Annotated in this window: 11 protein-coding genes; 10 read left to right on the top strand and 1 reads right to left on the bottom strand. The window is 48.4% G+C overall.

Annotation, left to right across the window (positions count from 1 at the left end):
• Positions 1-6 precede the first annotated feature (6 nt).
• The 10 genes from rfbA (at position 7) to G589_RS0117590 (ending at position 11,372) form a co-directional block, all read left to right on the top strand.
• Positions 7-876 (top strand): glucose-1-phosphate thymidylyltransferase RfbA, encoded by an 870-nt coding sequence (gene rfbA / locus G589_RS0117635; RefSeq protein WP_026523026.1) that lies wholly within the window; start codon positions 7-9, stop codon positions 874-876.
• 34 nt (positions 877-910) lie between these two features.
• A complete protein-coding gene (locus tag G589_RS0117630; protein WP_026523025.1) occupies positions 911-1,414 on the top strand; it encodes a hypothetical protein in 504 nt (167 codons plus the stop codon).
• Positions 1,415-1,440: 26 nt separating this feature from the next.
• A complete protein-coding gene (gene rfbC, locus G589_RS0117625) occupies positions 1,441-1,986 on the top strand; it encodes a dTDP-4-dehydrorhamnose 3,5-epimerase (RefSeq protein WP_022768176.1) in 546 nt (181 codons plus the stop codon).
• Positions 1,983-2,984, top strand: a complete 1,002-nt coding sequence (locus G589_RS0117620) for an ABC transporter permease (protein WP_051192566.1) — start codon at positions 1,983-1,985, stop codon at positions 2,982-2,984. The genes rfbC and G589_RS0117620 overlap by 4 nt, the downstream gene beginning before the upstream one ends.
• A gap of 13 nt (positions 2,985-2,997) precedes the next feature.
• Complete coding sequence (locus tag G589_RS0117615) at positions 2,998-4,353, top strand: ABC transporter ATP-binding protein (RefSeq protein WP_026523023.1); 1,356 nt, start codon at positions 2,998-3,000, stop codon at positions 4,351-4,353.
• Between the two features lie 5 nt (positions 4,354-4,358).
• Entirely contained in the window at positions 4,359-6,530 is a 2,172-nt protein-coding gene (locus G589_RS21760) for a class I SAM-dependent methyltransferase (RefSeq protein WP_081669112.1), read from the top strand.
• 6 nt (positions 6,531-6,536) lie between these two features.
• Complete coding sequence (locus G589_RS0117605) at positions 6,537-8,660, top strand: glycosyltransferase family 2 protein (RefSeq protein ID WP_026523022.1); 2,124 nt, start codon at positions 6,537-6,539, stop codon at positions 8,658-8,660.
• 182 nt (positions 8,661-8,842) lie between these two features.
• On the top strand, positions 8,843-9,019 hold the full coding sequence (locus tag G589_RS0117600) for a hypothetical protein (protein ID WP_155832583.1): 177 nt from the start codon (positions 8,843-8,845) through the stop codon (positions 9,017-9,019).
• A gap of 12 nt (positions 9,020-9,031) precedes the next feature.
• Positions 9,032-9,280 carry a hypothetical protein gene (locus G589_RS0117595; protein ID WP_026523020.1) on the top strand — a complete coding sequence of 83 codons (249 nt, stop codon included), beginning with the start codon at positions 9,032-9,034 and terminating at the stop codon, positions 9,278-9,280.
• A complete protein-coding gene (locus G589_RS0117590) occupies positions 9,270-11,372 on the top strand; it encodes a glycosyltransferase family 2 protein (protein ID WP_026523019.1) in 2,103 nt (700 codons plus the stop codon). Before G589_RS0117595 ends, G589_RS0117590 begins: the two co-directional genes overlap by 11 nt.
• Before the next feature lie 244 nt (positions 11,373-11,616).
• Here G589_RS0117590 and G589_RS20620 read toward each other — a convergent pair.
• Positions 11,617-11,910, bottom strand: a 294-nt coding sequence (locus G589_RS20620; protein ID WP_035776598.1) for an IS3 family transposase, incomplete at its 5' end; no start/stop codon positions are given.

Genomic DNA, 11,910 nt, shown 5'->3' with positions numbered 1-11,910 from the left:
TATTTCATGAAGGGAATTATCTTAGCAGGTGGTAGTGGAACACGTCTTTATCCTTTGACAAGGGCTATGAGCAAGCAGATGATGCCTGTTTATGACAAGCCCATGATTTATTATCCGCTTTCAACTCTGATGCTGGCCGGCATCAGAGAAGTACTTATAATCTCGACACCACGTGATCTTCCTGCATTTGAGGAGCTCTTTGGTGACGGAAGCCAGCTTGGCATGAAGTTCTCCTACGCAGTTCAGGAAAAGCCCAGAGGACTTGCGGATGCCTTCATCATCGGCGCTGAGTTTATAGGAAAAGACTCTGTGGCACTGGTACTGGGCGACAATATCTTTTACGGTCAGAGTTTCTCTAAACTTCTTAGAGAGGTTGCATCAAGGGAAAAGGGCGCAACCATCTTTGGTTACTATGTAAGAGATCCAAGAGCTTACGGCGTTGTTGAGTTCGACGAGAACGGAAAGGCCATCAGCATCGAGGAGAAACCTGAGAATCCTAAGAGTAACTACGCAGTTCCCGGACTTTACTTCTACGACAACAAGGTTGTAGAGATCGCCGAGAATGTTAAGCCTTCAGCAAGAGGCGAGATAGAGATAACAAGCATCAACAACGAGTACCTAAGAAGAGGTGAGCTCCGCGTTGAGACCATGGGACGCGGCTTTGCATGGCTTGATACAGGCAACCACGACTCACTTCTTGATGCGTCAGACTTTGTATGTGCTTTCCAGAAGAGGCAGGGACTTTACATTTCCTGCATCGAGGAGATTGCTTACAAACGCGGATTCATTGATAAGAGCCAGCTCTTGGCACTTGCTGAGCCTCTTATGAAGACAGACTACGGCAAATACTTAGTGGAAGTTGCCAATGGGCTGTAATAGCGCGAGAGCGTAATGTTTTTGGGGGAGCGTTATGGATACAAGAGTTTTCAGAATGGCGATACTTACCATCCTAAGCGCCTTCATTCTGGTGCTGGTGATCGTATACGCCACTAACACAGACAAGATCAACAGCCTGTTCGGCTGGGGGCAAAAGACGCAGACAGCCACCGAAGCTGCTACAGAAGAAGCCACTGAGGAAGAGGTCATCTACGGCGACCAGATCGGTGACAGCTTAAACGCTTTTCTTCTTGATGATGATTTCTTTGATGAGACCGAGAAGATCCCATCAGTAGTGGTGATCAAGAAATCAGATGCCAGCACTGATGAGGGGAGCGCCGAGAGCTCTTTTGCCGAAGAAGAGGACAGACCCGGCTCAGGAATGGCAGTGGTGGGTGAGCTTACAAACCCAAGCCTGGAGGGCGCTGCGGATTCATCGGGATACCTTACGAGCCTTCCTGATGCGCCAAACGGCGGCTACGGACAGTACATCCCGGCAGATCAGACAATAACCGGAACTCCGGTTGGACAACCATAAAATATATTTAGGAGATTTTTAGAGCAATGGGTAAGATAACAGTTGAAACATGCGAAATTGAAGGACTTAAGGTCATCACACCTAAGGTATTCGGCGATAACAGAGGATACTTTATGGAGACCTACAACAAGAATGATTTCGTAGAGGCAGGCATCGATTGCGAGTTCGTTCAGGACAACCAGTCAGCCAGCACAAAGGGCGTACTTCGCGGCCTTCATTTCCAGACAGAGCATCCACAGGACAAGCTTGTTCGCTGCATAAACGGTGAGGTTTTTGACGTGGCAGTGGATCTGCGCAAGGGTTCAAAGACCTATGGAAAGTGGTTCGGAGTTAAGCTCACAGCTGAGAACAAGAAGCAGTTCTTTATCCCTAAGGGATTTGCTCATGGATTTTTGGTACTCTCAGATTACGCAGAGTTCGCATATAAATGCTCAGATTTCTATCACCCGGAAGGAGAGGGCGGAATAAAGTGGGATGACCCCGACGTTGGCGTTGAGTGGCCTATCACTGATGACATGAAGCTTAATCTTTCCGAGAGGGATACTAAGTGGGGAGGAATTAAGGAACTTTGATTTCTGCAAAAAAGAAACCGGCAAAGGCTATAGCTTTGGCGGTTTTCTACACATTAGCGCTTGCTTTGGCGCTGATACTTATCTTTCATAACAACCCACTCGAGGATCCGCAGACTGCGCTACTTAAAAAAGTGTGCGGATGTATCCTCATCGCTGTCGGCAGCATTCTGGTCTTTGTATGGTATGACAGGCTCACGGTCCTTCCCGTTGAGCTCTGGAATTCCAGGAACCTAATTAAGCGCCTTGCCATCAACGATTTCAAGAAGAGATACGCAGGATCCTACATGGGTATAGTGTGGGCACTGGCTCAGCCGGTGGTCACTGTTTGTATGTATTATATTGTGTTCGACGTTGTCTTTACAGCTAAGGCCCAGGCGGTTTCCGGGGGCGTGGAAGTCCCTTACGTTCTGTTCCTTACAGCAGGTCTTGTGCCCTGGTTCTATTTCTCCGAGGCTCTGACCAACGGAACAACGTCTCTTTTAGAGTACAACTATCTTGTTAAAAAGGTACTCTTCAAAATTAGTATCCTGCCCATCATCAAGATCATCGCAGCAATGTTCATCCATATCTTCTTCATCGGAGTTATGATGGTCATCGCCTGCATTTACGGCTATTATCCGAATGTTTACTGGCTTCAGCTGATCTACTATGTCGGCTGCGAGTTTATTCTGGTGCTCTCAATCAGCTACGCAACCTGCGCTATCGTGGTGTTCTTCAGAGATCTTTTGCAGATCATTTCCATCGGCCTGCAGCTGTTCCAGTGGGCAACACCTATTCTCTGGAACATCGAGATCGTGCCTGATAAGTACAAGTGGCTGGTCAAGCTCAATCCTATGACTTATATTGTCGAGGGATTCAGGAACTCGATCTACGGAGACACATGGTTCTTTGAGCACTTCTATTCATCGACGTATTTCTGGCTCTTTGTGGTAGCTTCATTCTGCCTCGGAGCACTGATATTTAAACGCAGTAAGACTCACTTCGCAGACGTTCTGTGATAAGGATTCATACATGGAAAAAGACATAGCGATTGAGGTCAAGAACCTCACGAAAATTTACAAACTATATGACAAGCCGATTGACCGTCTGAAAGACTCACTGGGGCTGGTTAAGAAGAACAGGTACAAGGAGCACCTGGCCCTCAATAACGTGAACCTCACGGTCAAGAAGGGTGAGACTGTCGGCATCATCGGAACCAATGGCTCGGGAAAGAGTACCATCCTCAAGATCATTACAGGAGTTCTTTCGCCATCATCCGGTGAGGTGAACGTTGATGGTCATATCTCGGCTCTCCTTGAGCTGGGCGCCGGCTTTAACATGGAATACAACGGAATCGATAACATATATTTGAACGGCATGATGATCGGCTTCTCGGAGGAAGAGATCACCAAGCGCCTTGACGCGATCCTTGAGTTTGCGGACATCGGCGACTATGTTTATCAGCCGGTCAAGACCTACTCCAGCGGTATGTTTGTCCGCCTGGCTTTTGCGGTAGCTATCAATATTGACCCGGAGATCCTCATTGTCGATGAGGCCCTCTCTGTAGGAGACGTGTTCTTCCAGGCCAAGTGTTATCACAAGTTCGAGGAGTTCAAGAAGCAGGGCAAGACCATCCTCTTCGTATCCCACGACCTCTCCAGCATCAGCAAGTACTGCGACAGAGCAGTGCTCCTTAATCAGGGCGTGCTCCTGGGCGAGGGAACTCCCAAGAAGATGATTGATATTTACAAGCAGGTCCTCGTTGGACAGTATCCGCTGCCAAGTGCAGGCGATACGGAGAATCTCCTGGATGATGAGCAGATCCGCGAGGCAGCAGCCAAGGCTTCTGATGATTCTGATAAGAAGATCAAGTCAGACAAGAAGACAAAAGCTGAATCTGCCGATACCCAGACATCCAATCCCGCTGCCAACCCCGACACCCTCGAGTACGGCGACGGCGCAGCAAGCATAGAAGAATACTACGTAACCGACGACCGCGGAACGCGCACCAATTCCATCATCAAAGGAAGCGAGTTCACAGTTCACATGAAGGTCCGCTTTAAGCAGGCAGTGGCAGCGCCCATCTTTGCCTTCACCTTCAAGAACATCATGGGCATCGAGATCACAGGAACCAACTCCATGGTGGAAAAGGCATTCCTTGACCCGGTAGAAGCAGGAGATGTAAAAGAAATTTCTTTTACCCAGAAAATGACCCTTCAGGGCGGCGAGTACCTGATCAGCTTCGGAGTTACAGGCTTTGAGCAGAACGACTTCACAGTCTACCATCGCCTCTACGATGCCCTGAACATCACTGTTGTCTCCGACAAGAACACAGTTGGTTACTATGACATGGAATCAAAATGCGTTGTACAGGACGCTAAGGAATAAACAAAATGCAAGAAGTTATTAAAATAGGCGGCGTAAGCCTTAATTTCAAACATTACTCAGGGGTTGATCTCTACAGCGATGGAGCTATCGAGAACGACCTTCTTGAGATTGTCAAAAAATACAAAAAAGAAGAGTACCAGAAGGTCATCGAGGAGCGCAACAACTGGCCCATCATGTACCACCTCTCCGACCAGCGTGCAAACATCGTCGAGTGGATCCCCATGGACAAGCGCGCCAAGGTCCTGGAAGTCGGCTCAGGTTGTGGCGCCATCACAGGCATGCTCGCTTCCAAGGCAAAAGAGGTTGTGGCCTGCGATCTTTCCCGCAGAAGGTCAGAGATCAACGCAACCCGTAACGCTGACTGCGACAATGTCACCATCCACGTGGGTAATTTCAGGGACATCGAGCCCGACCTTCCCAAGGACTTTGACTACATCTTCCTCATCGGCGTCTTCGAGTACGGCCAGGGCTACATCGGCACTGACAGCCCCTACGAGAAGTTCCTTCGCATGCTCAAGAGACACTTAAAACGTGGCGGCAGAATCGTCATCGCCATCGAGAACAGGCTGGGACTTAAGTACTTTGCCGGCTGCAAGGAAGACCACCTGGGCAGCTACTTTACAGGCATTGAAGGCTACTCACCCGACTCAGTTGCAAGAACATTTAGTAGAAACGGACTTATCAACATCTTCAAGAAATGCGGAATGAATGAGTACCATTTCTATTATCCATATCCTGACTACAAGTTCATGTCTCTTTTGCACTCGGATTCCTACACCCCCAAGTTCGGGGATCTGCAGGACAACGTCCGCAACTACGACCAGGACAGGCTTGTGCTCTTTAATGAGAAAAGAGCTTACGAAGACCTTGTGCGTGAGGACATGTATCAGGAGTTCGCGAACTCTTTTGAAGTAATACTCGGACCCGGGTTTGATACCATCTACAGCAAGTACAGTAATGACCGCGTGGATGAGTTCAAGATCAGGACCGACATCGCGATTGATAAAACAGGACGCAGAGTCATCCGCAAGTTCCCGCTGACCGAGGCTGCCAAAGAGCATGTTTTCGGCATTCGTGACGCGTACTTAGGGCTCCGCCAGAGGTTCCAGGGAGGCGATCTTGAGATCAACGACTGCTCGATTGATGAGAAGCTTGGCTGCGCCGTTTTCTCTTTTGTCAACGGAGTGCCACTGGCATCGCTCCTGGATGAGTGCGTTGACAGGGACGACCCCGACGGGTTCTTCGCGCTGGTTGGCGAGTACATCAAGAGGATCAGCTACAAAGAGGACTATCCCGTTTCGGACTACGACCTTATCTTTTCCAACATTATGGTCAACGGCCCGATCTGGACTATAATAGATTATGAATGGACCTACGGTAAGTGCATTCCGGCCAAGGAACAGGTCTGGAGGGCGCTCTACTGCTACAGATTAGAGGATCGCAAGCGCGAGAAGTTCGATCTTAAGCCACTTTACAAGAAGCTTGATATCACCGAGGATGAGGCAAAAGAGCTTTTGGAGGAGGAGTATCAGTTCCAGAAGTATGTGACAGGCAATCGCAAGTCCATGGTTGAGCTTTGGAAGGCTCTTGGCAGAAAGACTATCGTGCCAAAAGAGCTGCGTGGCGGCGCTGAGGCTGCAAGACCGGATGACTGCGTTCAGGTCTATCTCGATGAGGGAAATGGCTACTCCGAGGATGATTCCTTCTTCCCGGAGGAGGTCTATGATGACAACAACATCATCACTCTGGACCTTCGCATTTCCGATGATTGCAGAACTGTCCGCGTGGATCCTGCATTTGCACCATGCATTGTTACCATCAAGGATGCGCTTTGGAATGGCAAGGCAATTTCTGATCCCGGATGCGACATTGACATTCATCCGGTAAATGGTCAGTGGATTTCCGATGATACATTTGTCTTTAATTCTGAGGACCCGAATATTGAGTTTGGGCTTATGAGTCAGAAACTGAATATGCAGGCCAGGAATCATTTGGAGCTGACGCTCCTTACAACGCTGATTCCAAGAAATGCAGCGGATGCCATCGCCGATTCTCTTCACGAGGAAGAGCCGGCACCTCAGCCTAAAAAGGGTGGTAAGAATCTGATCAAGAAGATCGGCAAGAAGATCATAGAAAAGCGCGAAGAGCGCATGTATAAAGACGAGGAGTGGGATTAAGGGGATATGCTTAAAGGTCTGGTAAAGTCAGGGCTTGTGAAGAAGAGCACAACTAAATACAACAAGGTATTAGCCGGCAAGTCTTCAGCTTATGACAAGTGGCAGCACGCCCGGGAAAAAGAGCCTGTGGTCATGGCCACTGCACCTGTCATGTATGAACAGAGTGAGAGCGGGGAGATGGTACCCCACAAGCTCCCGGACCCTACAGTCAAGGTTATCCCCTACGGTAAAGTATGGGAAGTTCAGGACAACGAGGGCGATGACAACGTGGTCTACCTCTTTGTTAGTCCCAAAGGCAAGCTCATCAAGAAAGCTGCTGAGGTTGTCAGACAGTACTTTATCGCGCACCCCGAACACAACGTAGTTTACGGAGATGAGGATGAGGCTTCCGCAAACGGAAAATACATTCATCCGTACTTCAAGCCTGACTGGTCTCCCGATTCATATCTTAATGCTTTTTACATAGGCAGTTTTTTTGCATGCAGAGCTAAGGCCATGCATGCATCTGCAAAGGAATACGACAACGCAGTTAAAATGCTGGGCGGAACGGCAAACAAGCGCGGCAGTGTAGAACAGGCGGGGCTGGAGGCATCTCTTTTGTCTGCAGACGTACTATTCTGCATGCTGGCGATACATGAGCACGCCTTCGCCAAGAGAACCGGCCTGGAGTTTCCGATTGGACATATCAAGCAGATACTGTTCCACAGAAGCCCCGAGCAGGACGTGTTCTACGGAAGGAGCTTCCACTCATCAAGGCACATGCTCCTTGCGCCTGCAACTGTAAGTATCATCATTCCATCCAAAGATCACCCCGAGGTGCTGCAGCAGTGCCTTAATTCAATAATCGAGACCACAGGTGATGACAACATCAAGTACGATATTGTCATTATTGATAATGGCTCAAATGCAGCAAACAGGGTTAAGTACGGCGTTTATGCTTCCAGGGCTCCACGTAAGAACGGCCTTGTGAAGATCAACTATATCTACAAACTCCAGGATTTCAACTTCTCCGTTATGTGCAATCAGGGGGTTAAGAACTCCACCGGAGAATATCTGCTTTTCATGAATGACGACATTGAGTGTGCCAAGGAAGGGTGGCTTCGCGAGATGCTGTCCCAGGCGCAGCTGAGGCATGTCGGTGCAGTAGGAGCCAAGCTCATTTATCCGGATACGGATCTGATCCAGCACGCCGGAATCGCTAATGTAAGGCGTGGTCCGGTGCACAAGCTCCAGAAGATGCACGACAACAAGAGTCATTACTTCGGATATAACAGAGGAATTCACAACATGATAGGCGCTACGGCTGCATGTCTTTTGGTAAGTCGCAAAAAGTTCCTTGATGCAGGCGGATTCCCGGAGGACCTTGCTGTAGCTTTCAACGATGTTGATCTGTGCTATTCGATACACGAGAAGGGCTACTACAATGTCTGCTGCAATCATATTTATCTCTATCACCACGAGTCCCTTACAAGGGGCCTTGATAACCTCGATCCCAAGAAGATGGAGAGGCTGGCGGTGGAGGGCGATGTCCTTATGACAAGGCATTCGCATCTCTACAACTGGGATCCTTTCTACAGCCCTCACCTGACTGAGGATGAGACTATTTCTGCAATCATTCCTCGCGAGGATTACACTCCTGTTGAGGAACTGCCATACGCGACTGCAACCATCCATGAGAAGGGCATCCGCGGCGCAAGAGAGGACCAGTGCCTGCGCGTTGGCTGCGAGTACAACGGCACCATGGACAACTGGCTCTACGGCGTAACTGCCAAGGGCCATGATGAGGGATATTTCCTCAAGGGCTACAGCTTTGTCATCGGCTCAGATAATGCATGCTTCGAGAAGAAGCTTGTGCTTCGGCAGATCCAGAAGAGCCCCGACGGTTCGGTCGGACCTACAGGTCCCAAGGTATATAGCTTTGTGCCTTATGTTTGGTACAGACCTGACATCCGTGTGAGACTCAGTGACCAGGTGAATGTGGACCTGACAGGATACAAGCTCAGGATCGACAAGAATACGCTGCCTCCGGGATATTATCAGATCGGAATGTTGGCCATTGATAAGACCAGTCGGCTTAAGCTCATCAACTGGGTGCCGAATGTGATTAAGATAAAGGATGCAAGGAAGTAAATTGCGTTGGCACTTCGCTTGCGAGGAAGATATGCGCGGTTTGCGCTGAGGTTCTGGCAGAGCTTGCTGTTATTATTTCTGCTATTGATGAGGGCTTACTGTATCAAGGGAAAAACTTGATACATACAGTCGCGAATGCAGGGGCTGTTGATGAGGTTCTACTGTATCGAGAGAAAAACTTGATGAATACAGTTGAGCAGATAGAGACTGTCGCTGAGACTCTACTGTATCGAGGGAAAAACTTGATGAATACAGTTGAGCAGATAGAGGTTGTTGCTGAGACTCTACTGTATCGAGGAAAAAACTTGATGAATACAGTCGAGCAGATAGAGGTTGTTGATGAGACTCTACTGTATTGAGGGAAAAACTTGATGAATACAGTCGAGCAGATAGAGGCTGTTGATGAGACTCTACTGTATTGGGAGAAAAACTTGATGAATACAGTCGAGCAGCTAGAGATTGTTGATGAGACTCTACTGTATTGGGAGAAAAATTTGATGAATACAGTCGAGCAGCTAGAGGCTGTTGATCGGGCCGTACTGTATGAAATAAGAAACTTGCAAAATACAGTAGTACAAGCTGAAAGAAATAGAAGTTGGAGAAGTACTGATGGAAGATAACAAGAACTTTGATTATAAAGCTGCATACGAGAAGGAGAAGCTGAAGACTGCAGACCTGGCGGGACGTATAGCTGAGCTTGAGGATAAGAACCAGGAGCTCGAGTTTAAGCTGAATCGTATCAAGAACAATCCGATTTGGAAGGCTTCTACTCCGGCACGTAATGCAATGCACTGGGTGATCAGACAGAGGGATAGGATCAGGAACCAGGGATCACTTCGCGGAGTCATTGCCAAGATCAAGTACAAACAGATCGAGAAGAAGGCAATGACTCATTATGGAACAGAGAGTTTCCCGAGCGAGGAGACAAGGAAAGAGCAGGAGAGTGCTGTATTTGAGAAGATGCCTCTTATATCAATTCTTGTTCCTCTTTACAATACGCCTGAGAAGTTCCTTCGTGACATGATCGAGTCTGTGCTGGCACAGACCTATGGGAACTGGCAGCTGTGCCTTGCTGACGGATCAGATGCTGAGCATATCGGAACGGTTGAGGCAATCGTTAGAGAATACCAGAAAGACCCGCGTGCAACAAGGACAGATGCTAGATGGAATACGCCTGGGGCGGATTCTGATGCTGCAAACTTCTGCCGTATCAAATATCAGAAGCTTGAGAAAAATGAAGGCATCTCCGGAAACACAAACCACTGCCTGGAACTGGCAGAAGGAGAGTATATAGGTCTTTTCGACCACGATGATATCCTTCATCCGGAGGTTCTGTACTGGTATGTGAAGGCAATTAACGAGGAGAATGCAGACTACATCTACTGTGATGAGACCACCTTCAAGGGCGATGACATCAACAAGATGATAACCATGCATTTCAAGCCTGACTACGCTATCGATAACCTCAGGGCTAACAACTATATCTGCCATTTCAGTGTATTCAAGAGAACACTGCTTGATGGAACAGAGCTCTTCAGGCCTAAGTTTGATGGAAGCCAGGACCACGATATGATCCTGCGTCTTACTGACAGAGCGGAGCACATCGTGCATGTGCCAAAGCTTCTCTACTACTGGAGGAGTCACGCCGGCAGCGTTGCATCAGACATTAATGCCAAGCCTTATGCGATTGACGCAGCCAAGGGCGCTGTGGCAGATCACCTGCGCAGACATGGCTATGACCACTTCAAGATAACAAGCACAAGGGCTTTTGAGACAATCTTCAAGATCACCTATGAGGTTCAGGGAACACCTAAGATTTCCATCGTAATTCCCAACTGCGAGCACAAGGAAGATCTTAAGAGGTGCATAGATTCTATCTATGAGAAGTCCGTTTACGATAATTACGAGATAATCGTTGTTGAGAATAACTCCAAGGGCAGCGAGATCCGCGGCTACTATGAGGAACTGGCAAACGGTGGCCTTAAAGACATCGTCAAGGTTGTTGACTACACAGTTTACAAAGCTATGGCCGGTGGCGATGGCAAGGATAGCGGATTTAACTACTCAGCGGTTGTTAACTATGGTGTTAAGAATTCTACCGGTGAGTACATAGTTCTTTTAAACAATGATACACAGGTTATCACCGTCAACTGGATGGAAGAGCTTCTGATGTACGCCCAGCGTGAGGACGTGGGCGCCGTCGGAGCCAAGCTCTACTTCCCGGATCGCAAGATCCAGCACGCCGGCGTTGTACTTAAGCTCGGCGCCCACAGGACCGCTGGGCACTCCCACTACGGTCAGGCCGGCATGAACCTGGGTTACATGGGCCGCCTGTGCTACGCCCAGGACGTCAGCGCCGTAACCGGTGCATGCCTCATGGTGAGCCGCAAGAAGTACGACGAAGTTGGAGGTTTTGACGAGGGCTTTGCTGTGAGCCTCAACGATGTGGACTTTTGCCTGAAGCTCCGCCAGGCCGGATACCTCAACGTATTCACACCTTTCGCAGAGCTCTACCACTACGAGTCATTGTCCCGTGGCCTTGACCTCGAGGGCAAGAACGCCGCTCGCTACGAAGGCGAGTCCGAGCACTTCCGCACCAAGTGGAAAGAAGTTCTCGACAAGGGCGATCCTTACTACAACCCGAACTTCTCACTTGACCGCAGCGACTTCTCGCTGAATGTTGAGGGGTATTCAAGTTTGAGAACACAGTAAAACCTAGTTATGCTATAGAAATAATTATTGCAATTCAGGTAGGACGAATATAACAGATAAAAAACCCGGATTTCAGGGATTAGCGAAAGCGATTCGCATCCCTGGTATCCGGGTTTTTTGTATCTATTTTTGTATCTATGAAATCAGCCTGAATTATTACTGTCCTGATCCAAATTTCCTTCCCGGACAGTAGTAGTGGTAGGAGATCACACTAAAGTGAACCCCATGTCAAGGACACACGCAATTATTTTGGGCTGTATTTCATTGTCAATGCTGATGGTAGTTGATTGGTTACTTTATAGTGATAGTATTCATTTGGTGCCATTCCTTGCAACTGCACCTGATACCTATCGTTATTATAATAATTGATCCAGTCATTTATTCTGTACTGGACATCATCAAATGCCTCCCAGGCCTTTATATAAGGGTCAAGTTCATCCTTCATATGTCCGAAGAAGCTCTCTTGTGGAGCATTATCCCAGCAATTTCCTCTTCTGGACATGGATTGCCTGAGAAGTGAGTTTTTGATAAGTTCTCT

The organism is Butyrivibrio sp. VCB2001 (assembly GCF_000423965.1).
Lineage (GTDB): Bacteria > Bacillota > Clostridia > Lachnospirales > Lachnospiraceae > Butyrivibrio.
This window is presented reverse-complemented; position numbering and strand designations above follow the sequence as displayed.